Origin of the sequence: Methylocella tundrae, from assembly GCF_901905185.1 — a bacterium.
GTDB lineage: Bacteria > Pseudomonadota > Alphaproteobacteria > Rhizobiales > Beijerinckiaceae > Methylocapsa > Methylocapsa tundrae.
Genome location: NZ_CABFMQ020000001.1, coordinates 405,141 through 427,500, shown reverse-complemented (window position 1 = coordinate 427,500; position 22,360 = coordinate 405,141). Strand labels below are relative to the sequence as shown.

The following is a 22,360-nucleotide window of genomic DNA, read 5'->3' as shown; positions in this document are numbered from 1 at the left end:
ATTCGCGCGCGATGAATTTCTGCGTCGCCAAATCGGCGTTTTGAACGGCGAAGAGGCGACCCATCGTCTCGGGGTCGGGGTAGATCGCCTTGTTGTCGAGAATGTCTTTGGCGATCCACGGTTTTGAGGCGATGACGCCATTGGCGAGTTTGGTGGCGTTCGTGTTGCGCGCGGCAATCTCCGGGCGCAGAAGAAAGTTGATGAAGGACAAGGCTGCGTCGCCATGCGGCGCGTCCTTCGGCACGACGAGCGCATCAAGCGACAACACCGTCCCCTCCCTCGGAATGGCGTAGCCGACGTCGACGCCGTTGCCTTCCTCTTTCGCCCGCGCGCGCGCCTGCAGTCCGTCGCTGCTCCAGGCCACCGCAAGGCAGACGTCGCCATTGGCGAGGGCGCCGACATCATCGGATGAAGGAAACTTCTTCACATAACGCCGCATGCCGCCAAGCAGCTCCGCCGCTCTGCGCAAATCGTTCAGGCTCTTCGAGGCGGGATTGAGCCGCAGATAGCGCAGAGCGATGGCGAACATCTCTTCGGGATTATCCGGGACGAAGACGCCGCAATCTGCGAAGGCGGCAAGACGATCCGGCCTGAAGATCAGATCCCACGACGCGGGTTCAAAAGGCGCCGCGGCGCCGATCTCATTTGCCTTGTCGACGTCAAAGGCAAGGCCTGCGGTAAACCAGAGATAAGGAATGGCATATTGATTGCCGGGATCGAAGACTCCGAGCACCGCCATGACCTCGGGCCAGAGGCCGGTCGCGTTCGAGAGCTTCGCCTTGTCGAGTTTGCGCAAAGCTCCAGCCGCGATCAGCGATTGCAGCGCCGGCCCCGGCGCGACGACCACATCATAATCAGTTTTGCCGCGCAGCCGCGCCTCCAACGCCTCTCTGGAAGGATAAACGTCATAGACGATCCTGACGCCCGTCTCGGCGGTGAACTCATCAAGACTCCTCGGATCAAAATAATCGCCCCATGCAAGGATATTGACGATCCTTGGTTCGGCCAGCGCATGCGTCGCAAGCGCCGCAACGCAGAGGCAAACCGCCAGAAGCATCCCGCGCGCGCGCCTCGTATCAGCAAATCTCATGGTCGCCCGGAACTCTCAGCGTGCTTGCCGTCGAAGCGGCGCGCCGAAGAATAGGTCAATTCTCGCAGCTCAACAATTCGAGACCGGACTCTGGCTTTGGTTCGTCATGATCGCCGCCCCGGCATGTGATAGGGTCGCGCGCCGAATCGCCGATCGCGCCGCGCCTGCGCGACAGGCGGCGCAAAAGCAACGAGCCGGCGCGTCGGCGCAAACGGAAACGCACCAGAGATCATGAGGAAACCATGCACGTCACCATCGCACATGCCGAAGCGGCCATCGAGGCAGCGCGCAAGAAGGCCGTCGAACTGAAAACGCAAATGTGCATCGCAGTCGTCGATTCGGGCGCGAACCTCAAGGCCTTCTACCGCATGGACGACGCCTGGGTCGGCAGCATCGACATCTCGATCAAGAAGGCGAAGACTGCCCTCTTCTTCGGCATGCCGACAGGGGCGATCGGCCAGCTTTCTCAGCCGGGCGGGTCTCTGTTTGGCATCGAGCACTCCAACGACGGGCTGATCACTTTTCCCGGCGGCTTGCCGATCGTCGATGAAGAAGGCGTTCTCGTCGGCGCAATCGGCGTCAGCGGCAGCGCCGTCGAGAACGACAACGCAGTGGCGCAGGCAGGCGTCGCAGTCCTCGGCGTCAGCGAATTGCCAGAGCACCCCTGGCGGACCTGAGGCTTGCATTCGGTCTTTCGGCCCCTGAGCGCGCTCGCGCCCAAAAGTTCAGCTTCTCGATAAAAGCCGCCGCGATGTCTGCGCTCCAAATCAGAAGCCTCCTTGTCCTCGGAGGCGCGCGCTCGGGCAAAAGCCGCTATGCTCAAAGCCTTGCGGAAAGCTCGGCCGTGCGCCCCGTTCTGATCGCGACGGCGCAGGCGCATGACGCCGAAATGACGGCGCGCATCGCCCGCCACGCAGCGGAACGGGCCCCGAACTGGATGCTTGTTGAAGAACCCCTCGAACTCGCCTCCGCGTTACGGCGCGAGGCGGGCGTGGATCGCATCGTCGTCGTCGATTGCGCCACTCTCTGGCTGAGCAATCTTCTCCTGCAAGAGGCCGATCTCGCGAAGGAATCCGAAGAGCTGGCGCATAGCGTCCAAAGCCTCGCCGGTCCCGTGATTTTCGTCTCCAACGAAGTTGGGTCCGGCATTGTGCCGGAAAATGCGCTCGCTCGCACGTTCAGGGACGCGCAAGGCCGGCTCAATCAGGCGCTCGCCAAGGCCTGTGACTCCGTGGTCCTCGTCACCGCGGGGCTTGCGCTTCAGCTGAAACCCGCTGAAGAGCCGAAGTTTCGGCTTTAACGCCAACTGAGCGCGGCGCGACCGAGGCCGCCGCCAAAATTCGGCCAAGCGCATCCGCCAAGCTCCCTCTCCTGTGGTTGCCAAGGGCGAGACGAAGATATAAATGACGCTGCAGGATACGTGAAATATTTTATATTACAGGAATAACACGTGAAACAGTCAGCTTCCGCTCACCTGCGTCGCCTTGAAGCGGAGGCGATCTTCATCATGCGCGAGGTCGTCGCGGAATTCGAGCGGCCGGTGATGCTCTACTCCATCGGCAAGGACTCCGGCGTGATGCTTCACATCGCCCAGAAGGCGTTCTTTCCGTCAAAGCCTCCATTTCCTTTGCTCCATGTCGATACGACGTGGAAGTTTCGCGAAATGATCGCATTTCGCGATCAAATGGCGGCGAGGGTCGGGATGGATCTGCTCGTCCACGTCAATGAGGACGGGGTGCGCCGCGGCATTTCGCCGGTCGCGTCCGGCTCCTCCGTGCATACGCAGGTGATGAAGACGGAAGGGCTCCGCCAGGCGCTCGACAAATGGAAGTTCGACGCGGCGTTCGGCGGCGCTAGACGCGATGAGGAGAAGAGCCGCGCCAAGGAGCGGATCTTCTCGCATCGTTCCGCCGCGCACGCCTGGGACCCGCGCAATCAGCGCCCGGAACTGTGGAGCCTCTTCAACACCAGGATCAAACCGGGCGAATCGATGCGGGTTTTTCCCTTGTCGAATTGGACGGAGATCGACGTCTGGGATTACATCGCCGCCGAAGATGTTCCGATCGTGCCGCTTTATCTCGCCAAGGAGCGGCCCGTCGTCGAGCGCAACGGCGCCCTGATCATGCTCGATGACGACCGCCTGCCTTTATTGCCCGGCGAAACGCCGCGCATGGAAAAAGTGAGGTTCCGCACGCTCGGCTGCTATCCGCTGACCGGGGCGATGCGCTCCGAGGCGGAGACATTGCCCGAAATCATCGCGGAAATGCGCGCTTCGACGATGTCGGAGCGCGAAGGCCGCCTGATCGACCATGATGAATCGGGCTCGATGGAAAAAAAGAAGCGCGAGGGGTATTTCTGATGCTTGAGGCCGTTTCCGCCAATCTTCAGGCAAGCCCCCGGTCCGAGCCGGCTCAGCTTGACGCCAGCATGCCGCCGACCCTGAGGCTGATCACATGCGGCTCCGTCGACGACGGCAAATCGACGCTGATCGGCCGCCTCCTGTTTGAGCAGAGCCTCATCTTCGACGATCAGCTCGCAGCTCTCGAGCGCGATTCCAAGCGCCACGGCACCACGGGGGATGAGATCGACTTTGCCCTGCTGGTCGACGGTCTCGAGGCCGAGCGCGAGCAGGGCATCACCATCGACGTCGCCTATCGCTATGTTTCGACCCCGCGCCGCTCTTTCATTATTGCAGACACGCCCGGCCATGAGCAATATACGCGGAATATGGCGACAGCGGCGTCGAGCGCCAACCTCGCGATCCTTCTGGTCGACGCGCGCAAGGGACTTTTGACCCAAACCTGCCGCCATGCCACCATCGTATCGCTGATCGGCATCAAGCATGTCGTGCTCGCGGTCAACAAGATTGATCTCACCGGCTTCGATGAAGCCGGATTCAACGCGATCGTCGCCAAGTTCAAATCCTTCGCCGAACCGCTCGGCTTCAAGTCGATCACTCCTATTCCGATCTCCGCGCGGCATGGCGACAATGTCTCGGAAAACAGCGCCAATACGCCCTGGTATCAGGGGCAGCCGCTTCTCGCCTTTCTCGAAGCCGTGGACGTCGAGGAAGACCAGTCCGGCAAGCCGTTCCGCTTTCCGGTGCAATGGGTCAATCGTCCGCATCTCGATTTTCGCGGCTTCGCCGGTACGATCGCCAGCGGGACCGTCAGCGAGGGCGATGAAGTCGTCGTCGCCGGCTCCGGCAAATCGTCACGCGTCGCGCGCATCGTCACCGCCGACGGAGACCGCGCGAGCGCCGGCGCGGGCGAGGCGGTGACCATCACCTTGACCGACGAGCTCGACATCGCGCGCGGCGATGTCTTGTCCGATCCGAAGAATCGTCCGGAGGTCTCGGATCAGTTCGCCGCTCACCTCATCTGGATGAGCGAGGAGAAGCTGCTGCCCGGCCGCTCCTATCTCCTGAAGAGCGGAGCCAAAACAGCGCCCGTCACCATCAGAGAACTCAAGCATAGGCTCGACGTTAACACGCTCGGCGAGATGGCGGCGCGGACCTTGAGCCTCAATGAGGTTGGGTTCTGCAAACTGAGCGCCACGGCGCCGATCGCTTTCGATCCCTATGAGAGCAATCATTCGACTGGGTCCTTCATCCTGATCGACCGCACCACCAACGCCACGGCGGCGGCGGGCTTGATCGCTTTCGGGTTGCGCCGGGCGACCAATATTCACGCTCAGGACCTCAACGTCCGGAAAGCCGACCGCGCGCGTCTCAATAGTCATAAGCCGGGCGTCCTCTGGTTCACCGGGCTTTCCGGCTCCGGCAAATCGACCATCGCCAATCTTGTGGAGTCGCGCCTTTACGCTCACGGCGTGCGCACGATCCTGCTCGACGGCGACAACATCCGCCACGGGCTGAACAAGGACCTCGGCTTCACCGAAATCGACCGCATTGAAAATATCCGCCGCGTCGGCGAAGTGGCCAGGCTGATGACGCAGGCCGGACTGATCGTCCTGTGCTCGTTCATCTCTCCCTTCGCGGCCGAGCGCGAACTCGTGCGCGAACTCCTTGATGAGGATGAGTTCATCGAGATCTTTGTCGACACGCCGATCCAAGACTGCATCGCGCGCGATCCCAAAGGGCTCTACAAGAAAGCGCTTGCGGGCGAGATCAAGAATTTCACGGGTATCGATCAACCCTATGAGACGCCAAAGAATCCCGAATTGATCGTCGGCCGCGACGGCCAGAGCGCGCGGGAGGCCGCCGCTTTGATCGTCGCGGCCCTGGTCCAGCGCGGATTCATCGATCGCGACGACTGGTCGATTTAAAAAAACTCCCGAAGCCGGGAGCCTGGAGCGCTTTCCGATCGAATGGAGTCATTCGATCGATCAGAAATCGCCCCAGATTCAGAAGCCTGAGCATATTCTTGTCGATCAGATCGAACCGATCTGATCGGAATATGCTCTAGCCAAAAGTCTGCCGGCCCACACGCGGCCGAGGCAGGATCAACCAGTCTCCCCCAACGAAAGCTGGCGATTCAATCGCTGGCCAGGATCACGTTGCAGTCCTGGAATATCGCGCAGACATCGGCGCCCGGCTTAATTCCGGTCGCGTCGGCGCTGTCTTGCGTCATGATCGAGGTCATCGTCTTGCCCGCGCCGATGCCGACGGTGACCTCAACGTCGGAGCCGCCGTCGAAGCGTTCAAGCACGCGGCCCATGATCTTATTGCGGGCGGAAATCCGCGGCATCTGATCACAAGGCGCCAGCATGACGGAGCTGGCGTTGACCAGAGCCAGCACGGGGCGGTGATTGACGAGCCCAAGTTCGCTGACGCTGGCGTTGGTGACGAGCGCGGAAATAACCACCTCCGGCGAGACCTGCAGCCGAACCTCGACATTGACAGGCGCGGCGAAGATTTCGAGCACTGTGCAATGAAAAGTGTTGCGGGCGCTGAGCTTCATGCCGATGCCCCAGAAAATGAGGTCTTCCTCACACTCAATGCCTTGCACGGCGATGCTGGAGGAGATCCGGCTGAGCTTTTCTTCGAGGCGGCGGAATGTGACGAGCAGGCGGCGTCCCTCTTCAGTCACCTCCGCGCCGCCGCCGCGAGGGCCGCCCGTGTGCGTAATGAATGCGGGGCGCGGCAGAAGATTGTTGATCGCGTTAACCGCGTCCCAAGCCGTCTTGTAGCTGAAGCCGGCGACGTCGGCCGCCTTTGTGATGCTGCCGTGCTGGATCACCGCTTCGAGCAGCGTGACGCGCTCGCGGCCGACCAACAATTTCCCGTTTGCCCGCAAAGCGAGCAAAGTGTCGATCTCTCCCGGCAATACACGAGGCATTGTTTTTTCCTCTTGCATATTATTTGCCCGAAAATCACGTGGTCTACAACCAAAATGAGAATAATCAGGCGGCGCCCCGCAGGATCCTTTGCCCGCTGGAGTTGTGCCGGGAAATTTCCGGACGCGCCTTGGCAGGCGGCGCCGGAGCCGGAGCCGCAATGCCCGCGACGGTCAGACGACTTCGACGGTCGCCGCCGAAAACTGCGCGCCGGCGGCCCGGTGCGCCGCCAAAGCCGTCTCCGGCAGAGCCTCGACGCGGTGGTTGCGCGCCCGTGCGAGCAGAGCCTTGATCCGGGCTTTTGACCGCGCGAGCAGAGCTTCATCAAGTCGCCCCTCCTCGAGCGCGTCGATGATTCCGGCCGCAAAGCCTCTCGCGCGATCGGCCTCGGTAAAGTGAGCGCAGACCATCAGCATGTCGCAACCGGCGGCGAGAAACCTCGCCGCTGCGTCCGGCGCGTCAAAGAAGCCCTTCATGGCGCCCATGCCGATATCGTCGGAAATCGTCACGCCCTCGAAGCCGAGTTCGCCGCGCAAGATCTCTGTCACGAAGCGGCGCGACAGAGTAACCGGCGCATCGGGATCAATGCGCGGAAAGAGAATATGCGAGGTCATGATCATCGGAACGCCGGCCGCTATCGCCGCGCCGAAGGGCTTGAGCTCACGGGCGCGCAACGCCTCGATGTCTGAATCCTCGGAGGGCAAGCCAAGATGAGAATCGACGCTGGTGTCGCCGTGACCCGGAAAATGCTTGCCGCAAGCGATCACCCCCGCGGCCTGCATCGCGCGCATGAAGGGAAGCGCGGCCTCGATCACGTCGTCCGGCGTCGCTCCGAAGGCCCGCTCGCCGATGACCGGATTGGCCGGATTGGTGTGAATGTCGAGCACGGGAGCGAAGTTGAGGTTGAAGCCAAGGCTGGCGAGTTCGCGCCCCATCGCGTCGCCGACCGCGGCGGCGTCCTTAGCCCAGCGCGCGGCGTAGGAAAAGCGCGTGATCGGCGCAGGCGTGCGGGTGACGCGGCCTCCCTCATGATCGACAGCGATGAGAAGATCGGGGCGCCCGGCGGCCGCGCGCACGTCCTCTAGCAGCCGCCGATGGCTTTCGAGCCAGCCGTCATAGGCAAGATCATGACGAAAATTACTCTTGAAGAGAACGACGCCGGCCGGCTTCAGATCCTGAAGCAACGCGCGGTCGCGCTCTCCAAGGACCGGCGATGGCCGCAGGCCGACGAGAAAATGATCGCCTACCGCGTCGATGGATTGTGCGCTCATTTCCTGTTTTCGCCTCGAATCAGCCGGGCGGCAGTTTAGCCCGTAATCAAGGCGGAAGGAAAACGCCGGCCGCGCGCCGCCTACGGAGCGCTAGCGCTCCGAAGCATTCGTCGCTAGCAGAGCTCTCGACGGCCGCCCGAAGTCGACCCCTTCGAGCGATTGGGCGAGAACGCCGAAACCGAGGCCGATGACGCTCCATAACACCGCCTGGGCGCCGAGCGCCGCGAGGCGAAACCGCCACAAGACGTCAGCCGGGAAATTGTCCGGAACCTCGTTGATCGAGGGCAGCACGAGCGCCGCGACGACAACCGCCGTCAGGAACGCGCCGGCGCTGACGAGCCCCGCGTTCCACCCGCCGAAGCGGCGCGCGAGCCGACCGCGAAGGAGCGAGGCGAGGATCATCGCCAGCACGGAGAAAAACAGCATGCTGAAGAAAAGCGCCGTGCGCATGCCGATCGTCTCCGGACGTCCGATAGCAGGCGGGTTCGGAGGATATTTCAGAGCCGGAATGAGCACCACCGCGATAAAGCCCGCCGCCGCCAGCAAGGCGGCGACGGCGCGGGGTTCGAGCGCGCCGACGCGGCCATTTGCGAAGGCGAAAGCCAGAGCGAACAGCCCGCCAAGTCCCGCGCCATAAACCACCGCCGCTGTCACGAGACCGGCGCTGCGCTGGACGGCGCGACTGACGATCTGAGGCTCCTCGGGCTCTCCCGCGGCCCGGGCGGCCGCGCTTTCAAAAGCGATCGCGCGATCGACGGAAGGCTCGCCGGCAAGAAACGCGAAGCTCGTCGCAAATAATCCCGCGATGACGCCGGCAAGCATCCCGCGCCATAAAAGCTGTCCGACCATCTAAGACTCCCGACGGCGATCGCAGCAGATCACGCGTCAAAGATTAAAGAGACAAAGCATTCCGAGGCGAAGCCCGTTCTCGATCGCTCAAAGCGAATCCGAGGAAGCCAAAATCTCTAGTGACAGGGAAAGCCAAGCAGATGGCGGCCGTCATGAACGAATTCATGCACGTAATGGCCGGAGATCAGCGATGTCGCGCCCTGCTCGGCGCCGACGAAATAGATGAGCAGAAAGCCGAGGACGCCGGCGAAGGCGAGCCATGGCAGGATCTGGCTCACAGGAATGGGGATCGGCCGGGCGGCTGGCGTTAAGGCGATATCGCTCATGTCAAAACTCCCTGGGATCACGCGTCCCGCGTTCGTTGCGATCCTCGGAGGGAAGGTCTGGCTCGCAAGCGTCTCGCCGCGAAGGAGAGGCGCAAAGCTGACAGTGGCGCGACCGCGGCGGATTTGCACCGCCTTCTTCGCATCCGGGATTTTTTGATCGTAGGGTTCCGCCCAAGGCGTGTCAACGCGGAGCCGGAACAGATCGAATGCTCAGCTTGCCTTGTCCGGGAAGCGCGGCTGTCGCATGATCGCGCCGCCGCGAATCGGCGTTGCGGCGGTCCATTCGAAAGCGAGCGAATCCATGCCGCGTCCAGATCGTCACAAGCTGACCGTTTCCTGCCTGCTGGGCCTCTTTGCCTTCCTTTGCCTCGCTCCCTTTTCCGCGATGGCGCAAGCCGTCGATCCCCTGCCCTCATGGAACGATGGCAAGGCAAAGCAATCAATCATCAAATTTGTCGAGGATGTGACGCGCGAGGGTTCGCCCGATTTCGTTCCCAAAGAGCAGCGCATCGCGACATTCGACAATGACGGCACGCTGTGGATCGAGCAGCCGATGTATGTCCAGATGGTCTTCGCCATCGACCGCCTGCGCGAACTCCTGCCGATGCATCCTGAATGGCGCGATCAGCAGCCGTTCAAGGCGGCGCTCGACGGCGACTTCAAGACGCTGCTGAAGGATGGCCAGGGCTCGCGCAATCTCCAGACGATCGTCGGCGTCACCCACGCGGGAATGACGCCGGAGGAGTTCGAGCAGATCGTCAAGAACTGGCTCGCCACCGCCAAGCACCCGCGCTTCCATCGGCCCTATACTGAGCTGGTCTATCAGCCGATGCTGGAAGTGCTCGCTTATTTTCGCGCCAACGGATTCAAGACCTTCATTGTATCCGGCGGCGGCATCGAATTTGTGCGCGCCTTCGCGGATCAGACCTATGGCGTGCCGACCGATCAGGTCATCGGGTCGAGCATCGTGACGAAGTTCGAACGCCGCGACGGCCTGCCGCGGCTGTTCCGCTTTCCTGATGTGAATTTCGTCGATGACGGCCCCGGCAAACCGGTCGGCATCGAGCAGCACGTCGGCCGGCGCCCGATCGCCGCTTTCGGCAATTCGGATGGCGACCTGCAGATGCTGCAATGGACGACGGAATCAGGCGGCCGGCGCCTCGGCGTCATCGTGCACCACACCGACGCCGTGCGCGAATACGCCTATGACAAGGATTCCCTCGTCGGCCATCTCGATCTCGCCCTTGAGGCGGCAAAGCTGGACAGCTGGACCGTCGTCGACATGAAGACCGATTGGAAGGTGATTTTTCCGTTCGAGATGAAGGGAGAGGCCTCGCCCAAGCCGTAAGCTCTGACGGACGTCACGGCTGCTGCTGCTGCTGCTGGCGCGGGCGCCACGAAAGATCCTCCGACCAGACATAGATCGAGATCGCCGCCAGAAAAAGCACGGCGCCGACCCAGAAAAGCGGCGAATGATGAATGCGCCTCCAGTCGGGACGACGCGCCTGCGCCTTCTCAACGCTCGCGTGATGGTGGTGATGGTCTGAGTTCACGTTTCTCTCCGCAAGCTGTCGCGACCGAACCGGCCGTCTCTCTTTATGATTTGTCTGGTCAAACCGAGCCTATGCCGGTTTTGAAGTCAAGGATCGAAAACCGGCTGCGGCGCCCGCTCGAGCCCTCAATTCAGCAGTGCACGGCGCCTTTTGCGTCGCCGTGCATTGAATGTTTTGCTTAACGCAAGGCCGCGCCCGCGTCCCCGGGCGGGCTTGCGCCGAAGCGGGGAAGAAGCGAGGCTGGCGCGCCCGCCCGGAAAACTGAGGCTCCCATGCCCTGCGACAAAATCATGCTGATCCGCCATTCGGAACGCCCCGACCCGGATAAAGGCACTCGCGGCGTCTCGCTGGACGGCCGTAAAGACAAGGAATCGCTTAGCGTGCGGGGCTGGCAGCGCGCCGGGGCGCTCGTACGGTTTTTCGCGCCCGTCGACGATCGCTTTGTCCGCCCCGCTCTGGCGCGGCCGAGGATTTTGTTCGCCTGCAAGGCGGCGGCGCAAGATCCAAGCCTTCGTCCGCAGCATACGCTTGTCCCGCTGGCGGAGCTTCTCAAGATCGAATTCAACCGGGACCATTTTAATGGCGAGGAACAGGCCCTCGTCCAGAAAGTGCTGGCTTCGGACGGGCCGGCGCTCATCGCCTGGAAACATGACGGCATGCACGCCATCGCAAATGCGATCCTTGGCGATAAAACGACGGCGCCTCAACATTGGCCCTATGAGCGTTATGATCTCGTCTGGATCTTCGACCGCGCGGGCGAGCATTGGGCGTTTTCGCAAATTCCGCAGCTTCTCCTCGACGGCGACAGCGCCGAGCCGATCGTTTGAGGCCTTGCGCTGTTCTGGCGTTGAAGGAGGCGTCCGGCTTTACGGGCGGGCCCTGTTCCGGCTATGTCAACGCTTTGCCGCTGGAACGATAAGCCATGGCCGCTGGCGCGAAGACAGCCCTTCGCTTTGAGAAAATCGCTTTCCTGTGCACCCCGACGGTGGAAGGCAGAGCGGCGCGCGAAGCGCTCGTCTCGCGCTATGGCGATGTCGATCCGGAAGAAGCCGAAATCGTCGTCGCGCTCGGCGGCGACGGCTTCATGCTGCAGACGCTGCATCGCTTCATGGGAACAAGGAAGCCGATCTATGGCATGAATCGCGGCTCCGTCGGCTTTCTCATGAATGATTTTTCGGTCTTCAATCTCGAAGGCCGGCTGAGCGTCGCCGAAGCCTCGGTCGTGCATCCCCTCCTGATGGAGGCAACTGACTGCGAAGGCGCGATCTCCACGGCGCGCGCCATCAATGAAGTCTCACTGCTGCGGCAATCCTATCAGGCCGCCAAGATGCGCATTTCGATCGACGGCAAGGAGCGGCTCGACGAGCTTGCGGGCGATGGCGTGCTGGTTGCGACGCCTGTCGGCTCGACCGCCTATAATCTTTCCGCACATGGCCCCATCCTGCCGCTCGACGCCACCATGATGGCGCTGACGCCGATTTCCGCTTTCCGCCCGCGCGGATGGCGCGGCGCGCTGCTGCCGGATCAGGCCAAAGTCACGATCGATATTCTGGAGGTCGAAAAAAGACCTGTGGCCGCCGTCGCCGACCATTTCGAGCTGCGTAATGTCCGCGAGGTCACCGTCGCCATGGATCACGCGACCGATCTCGTTCTGCTCCATGATCCGGGGCATTCTCTCAACGAGCGCATCCTGCGCGAACAATTCGGATATTGACGCATGAAAGAGCGCGTTCGCATTCTCGCCCGCGACGTGATGTCGCGCGGGCACGGGCTGCTCGAGCGGCTGACCATCGAGCTGAAGCGCTTCGACGGCCGCCCGCAGAAGCAGGTTCGCGAAATCTATGACACGGGCGACGGCGCCGCCATCCTGCTTTACGATCCAACGCGCTCGACGGTCGTGCTGGTGCGGCAGTTTCGCCTGCCGGCCTACCTCAAAGACGGACGCGACAATCTGATCGAGGTCTGCGCCGGCCGGCTCGAAGGGATCGACGCGCAAACGCGGATCGTGCACGAGGCCGAGGAGGAGACTGGCTATAAGGTGCGCCATGCGCGGAAGATATGCGAGGGCTATTCCAGCCCCGGCAGTTTCGGGGAAAAACTGACCTTCTTCGTCGCCGAATATGCCCAATCCGATCGCGTCGGCCCCGGCGGCGGGCTTGAGCATGAAGGCGAGGACATTGAAGTTCTGGAGCCGACGCTCGATGAAGCCCTGCTGATGATCGAGCGCGGCGAAATCATCGATACAAAGTCGATTTTGCTGTTGCAATACGCCAAGCTCAAAGGCCTCATGCAACATAACGGCGGATCTTGACCAAGGCCATAGGATGAGCGAGACCCCGCATGTCGAAGCCCATGCGGCGTTATTGAAAGGCCCAGCGGCCGTCTCCGATGGTTTCGACGCGGCCGACGTCGCCCGCCGCACCAAGGCCGTTCTGATCGGCTCGGCGGGCAATCTCATCGAATGGTATGATATCTGCGCCTATTCGGCGTTTTCGCTTTATTTCGCCGGCGCCTTCTTTCCGCAGACCGATCCTGTCGCGCAGCAACTGGCGGCGGCCTCCCTGTTCGCCGCGGCTTTTCTGGTGCGTCCGCTCGGCAGCGCGCTGTTTGGCTATTACGCCGACCGGCACGGACGCCGCAACGCACTGACCGCCGCCGTGCTCATGATGTGCTTCGGCTCGCTGATGATCGCGGCGACGCCTGGCTACGCCAGCATCGGCGTCGCGGCGCCGCTCATTCTCGCGCTTGCGCGGGTTCTGCAAAGCCTCAGTCAGGGCGGCGAATATGGCTCGGGCGCGACCTATCTCAGCGAAGTCGCCCATCCGAACCGGCGGGGCTTTTATTCCGGCGTCTGGTACATGACCCTGATCGGCGGCCAGCTCTGCGCCATATTGGTGCTGCTGGCGCTGCAGCGGGCCTTCCTCACGCCGGAACAGCTCAAGGCATGGGGCTGGCGCATCCCTTTCGTGATCGGCGCGCTTTTGTCCATCTTCGCTTATGTCATCCGGCGCGACATGCCCGAGACGGAGCTTTTCATCGCCGCCGAATCGGTCATCCGGCGCGAAAACCGGTGGCGCATTCTCGCCCGTGACTGGAAGACCATGGCGCTCGTCGTCGGCATTACGATCGGCGGCACCTCGGCTTTCTATACCTATACGACCTATATGCAGAAATTCCTGAAACTCTCGGTCGGATTGAACGACGCGCAGACGACCCTGATCACCGCCGGATCGCTCATTTTCGCGCTGATCCTTCAGCCGCTCTATGGCGCGCTCTCCGACAAGATCGGCCGCAAGCCGATGCTCGTCGCCTTCGGCGTCCTTGGAACGCTCGGAACGATTCCGCTGCTGACGACTCTGCGGCATACGCAAAGCCCGTTCGGCGCCTTTTTGCTAATTTGCGCCGCCTGGGCGATCGTCAGCGGCTATACGTCGATCGCGGCGATCGTGAAGGCGGAGCTGTTCCCGACCGCCATTCGCGCGATGGGCGTCGGCATTCCTTACGCGCTCACCGTGGCCGTTTTCGGCGGATCGATCGATTCCGTCGCGCTGGCGTTCAAGAATGCTGGCCTTGAGACCGGCTTCTACTGGTATGCCGCGGGCTGCATCTTCATCTCTCTGATCTGCTACCTCTTCATGCGCGACATGAAAACGCACTCCAAAATGAGCCAGGTTCTATGACGGCGGCGCGGAGCTGATCCCATGCGCTCACTGCTGTTTGCGCCGGCTGACAACCGGGCAAAGCTCACCGAAGTTTTGGAGAGCGGGGCCGACGGAGTTTTGCTCGATCTCGCGGGCTCCGTTGCCTCCAGGTCCAAATCCGAGGCGCGGAAACAAGCCTGCGCCTTTATCGCCGCCGCAAAGGCAAAAGCGCATCATCCGCTGATTTTCGTCCGGCTCAACGAACTCGATACCGAGATGATCGAAGCCGACCTCGACGCAATTCTCCGGGCGCGACCGGACGGAGTCGTCCTGCCGGACGCCCAGAATGGACAAGCGGTCCAGCATCTTGGCGCCAAACTCGCAGTGATGGAGGCGGAACTTGGCTTGGCCGACGGATCGACCCTCATCATCGCGGGTGTCGCCGGCACGGCGGCCTCGATCTTCAACATGGGAACTTTCGCCGACGCCAGCCCGCGCCTTGCCGGCTTGGTCTGGAGCGCCGAGGACCTTTCGACGTCACTCGGCGCCAGCGCCCGTCGAGCGCCGGATGGCTCCTATGCATCACCCCATGCTTTAGCCCGTGACCTGACCTTATTTGCCGCGCGGGCGGCCGACGTGCCGCTGATCGACGGGCCAACCTTGAATTGTCGCGACGCAGCCTGCTTTCGGCTGGAATGCGAAGCGGCGCAGCGCGATGGGTTCGACGGCAAAATAGCGCGCGATCGGGAACAGGTCGCGGCCATCAATGCCGTCTTCACGCCGCCGGAGCAAGTTCTGGAGAGGGCGCGCGCAATCATCGAAGCCTTCGCCGCTGAACCGGACGCACGGGTTCTCGTCTTTCAGGGCGAGACGCTGAACCCGGCGCATCTTGCGCAAGCGCGGCGGCTACTGAGGCGCCTGCCGTCCCGGCGCTGAACGGCCTCCGGCTTCACCTTACCGCTTTCTCCTCCACCACCTCGACACGATCAGGATAGAATGCGAGATGGTTCTCAATCGCGGCGACAGGCGCAAAGGGCGCCTCATAGGTCCACACGGCATTCACGCAACGGTCTCCGCCAAGGGGAAGGCTATAGTACGCGCAATCGCCCTTATAGGGACAATAGGTGCTATGATCCGTCCGCTCCAACAGCGACATGTCCACGTCCTTGCGCGGAATATACTGCACGGGCGGATATGACGCCTCCCGGAGCGTCAGGGCCGCGCGCGTGTCGGCGACGACGCGGCCCGCGACGGTGACGAGAATGCGCGCTGGATTCGGCTCAATCGTGATGGGATGGTCGGGTCCTGGACGCTTGATCGGCCTGTCTGTCATGGCTTCGAACTCCTTCATCTGGCGAAGCGCCGGAGAGCACAGTCAGAAAAACCCATTCATGCCGCGATACGCAAACAGGTCTGCTGGCCAACCGGGTTGACCTGAAGCCTGCCCGCCTCTCAAGGCTGAGGGCAAATACGCTCACGAGCCAGTCTTTTGGGGCGTCAATCGCTAGTCAGACCGCCGGTCGCGAATCAATCCAAAAGCTTTGAACCCGGCCGCATCGAGAATTGCTCGAACGATCATTCCTAGAAAATAGCCGCATTCGAAAATCACCGCAGCGACAATCCAGTTTATAAAGGCGCTTGTTGATACAAACCACCACAAGAGCAATATGAGCAATAGCCAAAATATTATGATCCAAATCAATACTCTAATACCGAACAGGGCGCCGACGAATGCACCAATAAATAGCAGACTTACCATCAAAAATATCATCGCGAAGCCGGCTTGCTTACCTAGGTGTGTTTTCCGCTGGATGGACGACGCACCCCGGAGGCGCCCGACCCATTGCTATATAGGCGCGGTCGAGTTCAAAAGGAAGATTGGTCAGCTTAACCGCATGCCCATAGGTTCGAGAGAGCCTCGACGCTTCGATGCCGCTGGGGACAGACGATCGAGATGGGAGCGAGCCGGTTATGCTCGCGCATCCGCCAATTCCAGAAGTGCTTTGATCAAACCAAAGACGCGCTCGCGCCGACCGTCCGAGTTTTCACGCGCGACGAAGGCGCGGGCCCGATGATGGCGCTTTAGCTTATTGTGGAGTTGGGGCGGCGGCGCAGGATCGGCGCGCCACAGAAATGCCGATGATTGATCCTGTTAGCGGCCCTGTCAGCGGTTCGATTCGCATGACTCAATTTATTTATGGCAAACAAAGGCGCTTTGAGGATTGCCTGTTGGATTTATCCCGCCGCACTCCGGAGCACCTGGTGGAAACGCGCTTTGAATTTTGGCGCCGACGGCTTCAGCGTCCTAGCCCCTGTCGACAATCTTAATCCGCAACTCCGGCTGAGACGGCGCGAGCGTCTCAATATCCAAAAAGAAGATCCCTCGAAAGCTCAACATGTCTCTTGACGTAAGATTGCGAGTTAATGCCCCCTGGCGCCATCCGGGCCTGCGCGCGCTTCACGATGCCCCATCGCGATTCATCGTCCTTGGCCATTTCGAGAATCGCGCTTCTGATCGCCTCGGCATTCTGAGGCCGCACATATTTGACCGCATCGCCGGGAAAGTAGGCCCGAAGGCCGCCGACGTCGCTGCAAATCACCGGAACTCCCCGAAGCGCAGCCTCCTCGAGCACCGTAATACCCGAAGCATGCAAATTTGGCTTGAGCGCGAGAACAAGCACGTCCGCCCATTCATAAAGCTGCAACAGCTCATTGTTTGATTTGGGCTGGACAACGGCAATGTTTTTCGCGCCCGCGAGCAGCTTAGGAGGCACCTTCTGAGACGCGATGCGAAGTTCGCAACAGGGTAGTCTCCTGACCGCCTGGATCAATGTCGTCCAGTCCCTATCCTCATCATTACCGACCGACATCAGCCGTATCGGGTCGCAAAACCTTTTAAACTGCGGCGGCGCCATTCCGTCGGCGTTGATCCCATAAAGAACCAATTCGCAACGGACGCCCGGAAACAGGCTCCGCGCGACTTTTAGATTTTCAGGGGAGTGGAGAGTCAACACGTCCGCGCGAGACACTAATTTCTTAAACAGCCAATGGTGGAGGCGCGAAAACTTTGGCCATCTGTCAATGAGCCAGACACTCTGCGCAATCAACTTCGGTCTACGCGTTGGACGCATCGCCCAAAACAACAGCAAAATCGCCAGGTGCTGCGATTCCGTGTGCGTCCATACGACATCCGCCGTACATATCCCTTTGCGGTTGCGCCAGGCATGAACGAAGTCGAAGTGCAAAAAATACCGAACGGCCAGGCGGAACAGCCTTTCAATTTTACGTTCTAGCTTATCTTCGGAATAGGTGACCTGGCAACCATCTTCCGCCGCCCTATAATACCCATACGCAAATGGCTCGTTTATTCCTATGATTTGGCCGTTGCGATATTTCTCGTTCCAGTTCCGCGCCCCGAAACCATGCGCCAAATGAACAAATACTCTGATTTCGCCTGCATGATCGTGAGACATCGCTTCCGCATCGAGACCAGCCTTGACACCGGCGATCATTGGCGCGTTGCGGCCGTTGCAAGAACCGAGCGGCGCTGCGGGCGCGTGCATTTCAGGGCTTCCCATCACACACATGGAAACGCTGGTCCGGGCGAGATCAACTTTCGATCGCCGTCAAGCCAGCGATACGCAAACGGCGTATCACCGCGACTGTCCCCAAACGCGGTTGCCTGGGCAAGCCTCGGAAAACACGGATGAGGCGCGACATCGCTCCTGACGCGTTGGGCGCCTTACGAACGAATGATCGCGCTCGTCGCAGGAAATGGCGAGAATTTCACAGAACGGACGGCGCAGCCCGAATCAAGGTGAAGCTGTCGCCAGCGCTTCCCAGCTGAAATCCCCCTCCGATGAATCACAACCGTGGGCGCTCAGAACGCGGCGGCAGCCGAACAATTATGGATATGGTCCGGCGAGCCGATCCACTGAGCGCCTCTCACCGGCGACGGGCATCATGCGAATGGCATGCAGGAGGCCGCGCTATAGCACGGCCTCCGCTCTACGATCCCTGCCCTCGAACGCGGTCAACGAGGATGGAGGCGATCCAGCGTCTCCAGCAACCAACCAGAGGCCGGGAGGATGGGCCCGATCGCATTCCGCCGCGATGGCGACTACCGAGCTAGAGACAGTGGCTAATTTACCACTTCGATAATGATCGGATGATCGCTCAACGTCAAAGGGACCGAACTCACATTGGAGAGGGTCTGAGCCGGCGTCACGCCCACAGTCGGATCATACAGATTCACTGTGCCGTGCGTTCCGCCCAGATTTACGTTGACTTTGTCCGTTGCCTCTCCTACCGGCCGCTCATCCCAAACAACCAATTCGAACGCGCCAGTGCTCTTTTGCATTAACAAATCGTGCACAGTGGCGGGTTCGGATGCGATCGAGTAATTAAGAGACCCCGGCGCTATTCCTACAGCCTTGTTATCATTCAAGATGGTCGTAAGATTGTGGATGTAGACCGCGGCAGGCTTATAGGAATAATCCGGGCGGACAATGCCGAACGTATTGTTGAATCCGCCCTCATTATCTCTCAGCTGGTAGAGGAATGTGTACTTATAGCCTCTCTTATATTGAGATAGATACACATTGAGGAGAACTTTTGCTTGATTATCCTCCCCTCCGTTGCTGCTGACCCATCCAGTCTCAGTTGTCACACGCGGAAGCGTCTGGAGCTGTGCGTCATTGCTTCCAGCATAATTGTGCTTCCATGTTGTTCCGTAATCATCCACGAGTGGGTTTTGAGCAGGGGCAACCTTTCCTGTTGGGGCCGCAACGTTCCACGCAATATTGTCGACGGGAGTTGGTGCTCCTTCCCAGATAACGTAGTTATGCATATTCGCATAATCCGCGTATTTCGTGCCATCTGGCATGGAAAGGCCTGAGCCATTCGGAATGGTCAGATACTGCAATCCGACATTGTCCGTCTCGGCGCCGTTGTGCGAAATGTGAAACACAGGGTAGTTTTTCAAAACGGAGTCGGCCTTGACCGCCGCGTACAGGTCCGCTTGCAGTTTCGCCACCGGAAGCCATGAATAAGAACCGCCGCCAACCTGGCCTTGGTAATTCAGCGTCCAATTGTCTGGTTCATTCGCGCCTGCGACAGCCAACAATGCGCCAGCCGTCGCGAGCGCCTTGGCTGCGCTGATATTGCTGGCGACGCTGGACCCTGAGAACCCGCTGTCCAGCGCCCAGAGAATTTTAGTGTTTGTCAGCTGGGCGAGTTCGATCGAGTTAGCCGCGCTGCCGCCGCCCTCGAGGCTCCCGCCGCTGACGTTGCGAACCCCTATGTATTTTATCAAAGGCGCATAGGTGGCGTTAGGTGAACCGTTCGCGGGAGAGGCTATGCATATGCCAAGTGAATTCAAGAAATCATTGGCGCTCACGGCGACCACACCGGAGCCCGAGGAGGGCATGGAGGCGGGCGGGGAGCTGGGAGGCGGAGATTGGGTTACGGGCGGCGAAGACGCAACGCTTGTCGCCGCCGGCTTGATTGTCACCCCAATTGCGTCCCAATAGTTCGGCGCGCCCGACACCTTGGCAGTTTGCGCCGCCACGTTGGTATTCCCGGATGCCGACAATAGCTTATCGCCCGTAAACATTGAGCGTTGCGTAAGATCTCTTGAAACATTGCCAAGATCGCCAGGCCCGGATATCGGAGCGGATACAAGGTTAAAATCCCAGAAACCCACATATCGCTCGCCAGCTACCGCCGTTTCAGCGAAGGCCGGGATTTGACATGATGTCGCATAATCAGATCCACACCCCGCAGTGCGGCCGATTGGCGCCGTGGCGTCGACATTGCGATAAGCCTTGATAATCGCCGCGCCGTAGGAGGCGCCGCTCCACGAGTAGGAGGCCGGCTCATTATGCGCAATGCGCCAGAAAAGTTGAGCGCCTTGGATTGCGTTGAAGGTCTTGGTCACCTGGGTCCAGCCCGACGGCGCCGTCAACCATGCGCCGTTCGTTGTCTGCGTTGCGATGTATGCAAGCATCAGGTCGCCATTCTGCGTCCCCGCCGGCGTCTTGACTTGAACGGGACCCGACCAGTTGTTCGAGGACCCATAGGCAACGCCTACATATGTTACGGACGCCGCGGCGTGCCCAACTGTGGGCGCTGCAATTGTTGCGCTCAGAGCTACGCCCCAAGCGAGGATCGAATATTTCACACAGTTTCTCCGCTAGATTACATTTGGCCAAGCTTCAGCCCTCCCGCAATCGAGGTTCGACGCGACTGACAGCAAGCTTGAACTGTGCAGTAACACGCGCTTTATGGCGAGAGTGCGTCCAATAACGATCCACAGTTTGAGGCATCAGCGCGCCCCACAGCGGCTTGGTACGATGAAGAGAAACGCTTGATCGAGCTGGATCGATGCAATCTGCACGTTATGGGAACACCGACACGCGTCTCGCCTTCATGAAGCGGCACACCTGCACCTTCATGCTCACGAGACACACTATTCTTTCGGCTCGTTTTTCTACAGATCGTTCACGTCTAATCCTCGATTTCACCAGCTCCACTTGTTTCTCGATCAACGCCACAATCTGCGCTAAGCCACAGCGTAACAATGCCGAATCAATTCTCTAGGCTTTGAAATAGTACACTGTTGTTAGTGTACATTCATTATTCATCACTTATCATTTACTCTTAGCACAATGTTTGTTCTACACAATAGGAATCTCGGAGCGCCTGATCTGCGCCGCCTCCGAGCGATCGTGGTTCAGAACCTTCAGGCGGCTCGATAGTTGATTTGCAGCTTTTTAAGCGCGCAACTGGAGGTGGGAATATCGGCGCGCTTGCATGGCGCGCAGCTCGGGTCGACAAATTGAATGGTGCAATCGGAAGTGTGATGCGCGACGATCTGCGTGCGCACGATGAGAAGGCCGTGCATTTTACTGCGGCTCCGCGGAGGCCAGAGGAGCGGGGACGCTACAGGCAACCACAAGGGGCGCGCGGTCTATGACCGGTTTCCGGCTCCGGCCACAGTCGAGAGGCCCAACAAAGGCCATGAAGCTCGAGACTTCAACGGCAGGCCGCTTGATTATTCCGTCTGTTGGCCACAGCCGTTCGCGGAACCATCAACTATCGATCCCCTCCACTAAGCTCTCTACTCCCCTCGGGCCCCGGCGCGTCGAGGCTGGCGCAGAGGCGAGACGCTCATATAAGGCGTTGATCTCGCCTAACATCATCTCTAGCCGAAACGCTTCATGATAAACAGCCAGGGCGTTCGCCCCCATTTTGCGCAGTTCGTTACGGTCGCAGCATTGTAGAGCGCGCCTCAAGCCGCAGGGGTCATCCAAATTAAACACGAGCCCATTGAATCCATGGATCATCATTTCAGGCAACGCCCCTCTGTCCGAGACAATCAAAGGTTTGCCGTTCCGCATTGCTTCAATTCCGACCAAGCCGAAACCTTCCCATCGGGAGGGGATCACGACTGCGTCCAAATCCGAAATAAAATCGTCTATTCTATCCGCGCCGAGCCAGCCGACGAAACTCACATTGTCCGCCATCCGCGGCTGAACGCCCCGATCGCGATCACAGGCCCCGGCTACCCAGAGATGAACGGCCGGGTCCTGGCATTTCGCTGTCGCATCCAACAGAATTTCCAAGCCCTTCTGCCGGTCAAACCGGCCAATGAAACCAAGATTGAGCCTATCGGTCCTTGGCTCGATCACATGTTTGCTGGTCGCGCGTGAGGGCGCGACGCCATTGCGAATGACGACTTGGTCACCGGCAAGTCCCCATTTCATGGCCGCGCGCCCCTCAAAATGAGAGATATTTACGGTAACATCGGTCTTGCTGCTCAACAGTCTTTCTACACCGGCGTATAATGCCTTCTTGATCCACGGCACATCCTGGCAGAATGCCCATCCATGAGCGCAATGTACGACCTTATAGGATGACGATCGGAGCGCCCGAACGTAAAGGCCGGGAAATGTGCCGTGCAGGTGAACGATATCGGGCGCGAGCGCCGATAGCAGCTTTGTCACGCTACGCGATGCGTTAAATATTCCGAGTAGCCGTCTTGTTGCGTTATAGTGGTACTTGGCGATGCCGATGTCCTTCAGCCCCGCTGTCAGCAGCCTTTCGTCGCCGAGAAGCGATACTCGATATCCCTTTTCGAGATTATCCTTGATAAGTTCCTCGACATAGGTCGAGGTGCCTCCTCGCACCGACTCAGTCACGTGCACGATGTGCAAATTCCGCGTCATTCGTCGCCTGTTGCTGCTCTCTCTTACGAACAGACCGCCGCCCGCGGTGGTCGGATGCGGGGCGACGCGCCGCCTATTCGTCGAGGACGCGCGTCCAGTCACCA

The 22,360-nt window shown here is 60.2% G+C and carries 21 protein-coding genes (1 of these 21 running past the window's edge); 10 read left to right on the top strand and 11 right to left on the bottom strand.

Annotation, left to right across the window (positions count from 1 at the left end):
• A protein-coding gene (locus MPC4_RS01780) for an extracellular solute-binding protein (RefSeq protein ID WP_244628779.1) crosses the window boundary here: on the bottom strand, window positions 1-1,057 show its 5' portion. It extends 32 nt beyond the left edge of the window; the window shows 1,057 of its 1,089 coding nt (coding positions 1-1,057); it begins with the start codon at window positions 1,055-1,057; the stop codon falls past the left edge of the window.
• Between the two features lie 275 nt (window positions 1,058-1,332).
• Between MPC4_RS01780 and MPC4_RS01775 the strand changes: the two genes are divergently transcribed.
• From MPC4_RS01775 to cysN, 4 genes are all read left to right on the top strand, one after another.
• Window positions 1,333-1,767, top strand: a complete 435-nt coding sequence (locus tag MPC4_RS01775; RefSeq protein ID WP_134489574.1) for a GlcG/HbpS family heme-binding protein — start codon at window positions 1,333-1,335, stop codon at window positions 1,765-1,767.
• 74 nt (window positions 1,768-1,841) lie between these two features.
• Window positions 1,842-2,390, top strand: coding sequence for a bifunctional adenosylcobinamide kinase/adenosylcobinamide-phosphate guanylyltransferase (gene cobU, locus MPC4_RS01770; RefSeq protein ID WP_174510998.1), 549 nt, complete (start codon window positions 1,842-1,844; stop codon window positions 2,388-2,390).
• Between the two features lie 207 nt (window positions 2,391-2,597).
• Complete coding sequence (gene cysD, locus MPC4_RS01765; RefSeq protein ID WP_244628801.1) at window positions 2,598-3,449, top strand: sulfate adenylyltransferase subunit CysD; 852 nt, start codon at window positions 2,598-2,600, stop codon at window positions 3,447-3,449.
• On the top strand, window positions 3,449-5,377 hold the full coding sequence (gene cysN / locus MPC4_RS01760; RefSeq protein ID WP_174510996.1) for a sulfate adenylyltransferase subunit CysN: 1,929 nt from the start codon (window positions 3,449-3,451) through the stop codon (window positions 5,375-5,377). The genes cysD and cysN overlap by 1 nt, the downstream gene beginning before the upstream one ends.
• A gap of 209 nt (window positions 5,378-5,586) precedes the next feature.
• Here the strand turns inward: cysN and MPC4_RS01755 are convergent, their stop codons facing one another.
• The 4 genes from MPC4_RS01755 to MPC4_RS01740 form a co-directional block, all read right to left on the bottom strand.
• The gene (locus MPC4_RS01755; protein ID WP_174510995.1) at window positions 5,587-6,390 is read right to left on the bottom strand and encodes a TOBE domain-containing protein; all 804 of its coding nucleotides are present in this window, start codon (window positions 6,388-6,390) and stop codon (window positions 5,587-5,589) included.
• Between the two features lie 171 nt (window positions 6,391-6,561).
• The gene (nagZ, locus tag MPC4_RS01750) at window positions 6,562-7,659 is read right to left on the bottom strand and encodes a beta-N-acetylhexosaminidase (RefSeq protein ID WP_174510994.1); all 1,098 of its coding nucleotides are present in this window, start codon (window positions 7,657-7,659) and stop codon (window positions 6,562-6,564) included.
• A 90-nt stretch (window positions 7,660-7,749) separates the two neighbouring features.
• The gene (locus MPC4_RS01745) at window positions 7,750-8,508 is read right to left on the bottom strand and encodes a CbtA family protein (RefSeq protein ID WP_174510993.1); all 759 of its coding nucleotides are present in this window, start codon (window positions 8,506-8,508) and stop codon (window positions 7,750-7,752) included.
• 116 nt (window positions 8,509-8,624) lie between these two features.
• Window positions 8,625-8,834, bottom strand: a complete 210-nt coding sequence (locus tag MPC4_RS01740; RefSeq protein ID WP_134489586.1) for a CbtB domain-containing protein — start codon at window positions 8,832-8,834, stop codon at window positions 8,625-8,627.
• A gap of 301 nt (window positions 8,835-9,135) precedes the next feature.
• Between MPC4_RS01740 and MPC4_RS01735 the strand changes: the two genes are divergently transcribed.
• Entirely contained in the window at window positions 9,136-10,182 is a 1,047-nt protein-coding gene (locus MPC4_RS01735) for an HAD family hydrolase (protein ID WP_174510992.1), read from the top strand.
• Window positions 10,183-10,195: 13 nt separating this feature from the next.
• Here MPC4_RS01735 and MPC4_RS01730 read toward each other — a convergent pair whose 3' ends face one another.
• A complete protein-coding gene (locus MPC4_RS01730; protein ID WP_174510991.1) occupies window positions 10,196-10,387 on the bottom strand; it encodes a hypothetical protein in 192 nt (63 codons plus the stop codon).
• A gap of 272 nt (window positions 10,388-10,659) precedes the next feature.
• On the opposite strand from MPC4_RS01730, the gene MPC4_RS01725 reads away from it, so the two are divergent.
• From MPC4_RS01725 to MPC4_RS01705, 5 genes are all read left to right on the top strand, one after another.
• Window positions 10,660-11,214, top strand: coding sequence for a phosphoglycerate mutase family protein (locus tag MPC4_RS01725; RefSeq protein WP_174510990.1), 555 nt, complete (start codon window positions 10,660-10,662; stop codon window positions 11,212-11,214).
• 95 nt (window positions 11,215-11,309) lie between these two features.
• A complete protein-coding gene (locus MPC4_RS01720) occupies window positions 11,310-12,101 on the top strand; it encodes an NAD kinase (RefSeq protein WP_134489594.1) in 792 nt (263 codons plus the stop codon).
• A gap of 3 nt (window positions 12,102-12,104) precedes the next feature.
• Complete coding sequence (locus MPC4_RS01715; protein ID WP_174510989.1) at window positions 12,105-12,698, top strand: NUDIX hydrolase; 594 nt, start codon at window positions 12,105-12,107, stop codon at window positions 12,696-12,698.
• A 13-nt stretch (window positions 12,699-12,711) separates the two neighbouring features.
• Complete coding sequence (locus MPC4_RS01710; RefSeq protein ID WP_174510988.1) at window positions 12,712-14,067, top strand: MFS transporter; 1,356 nt, start codon at window positions 12,712-12,714, stop codon at window positions 14,065-14,067.
• A gap of 21 nt (window positions 14,068-14,088) precedes the next feature.
• Window positions 14,089-14,964 carry an HpcH/HpaI aldolase/citrate lyase family protein gene (locus MPC4_RS01705; RefSeq protein ID WP_174510987.1) on the top strand — a complete coding sequence of 292 codons (876 nt, stop codon included), beginning with the start codon at window positions 14,089-14,091 and terminating at the stop codon, window positions 14,962-14,964.
• Between the two features lie 13 nt (window positions 14,965-14,977).
• On the opposite strand, the gene MPC4_RS01700 is transcribed toward MPC4_RS01705, so the two are convergent.
• From MPC4_RS01700 to MPC4_RS01680, 5 genes are all read right to left on the bottom strand, one after another.
• The gene (locus MPC4_RS01700; RefSeq protein WP_174510986.1) at window positions 14,978-15,361 is read right to left on the bottom strand and encodes a DUF427 domain-containing protein; all 384 of its coding nucleotides are present in this window, start codon (window positions 15,359-15,361) and stop codon (window positions 14,978-14,980) included.
• A gap of 1,027 nt (window positions 15,362-16,388) precedes the next feature.
• Window positions 16,389-17,591, bottom strand: a complete 1,203-nt coding sequence (locus tag MPC4_RS01695) for a glycosyltransferase family 4 protein (RefSeq protein ID WP_210253573.1) — start codon at window positions 17,589-17,591, stop codon at window positions 16,389-16,391.
• 578 nt (window positions 17,592-18,169) lie between these two features.
• The gene (locus MPC4_RS01690) at window positions 18,170-20,035 is read right to left on the bottom strand and encodes a hypothetical protein (protein ID WP_174510985.1); all 1,866 of its coding nucleotides are present in this window, start codon (window positions 20,033-20,035) and stop codon (window positions 18,170-18,172) included.
• Between the two features lie 735 nt (window positions 20,036-20,770).
• Window positions 20,771-20,932, bottom strand: a complete 162-nt coding sequence (locus MPC4_RS01685; protein WP_174510984.1) for a hypothetical protein — start codon at window positions 20,930-20,932, stop codon at window positions 20,771-20,773.
• Between the two features lie 187 nt (window positions 20,933-21,119).
• Entirely contained in the window at window positions 21,120-22,256 is a 1,137-nt protein-coding gene (locus tag MPC4_RS01680) for a glycosyltransferase (protein WP_174510983.1), read from the bottom strand.
• Window positions 22,257-22,360 lie beyond the last annotated feature (104 nt).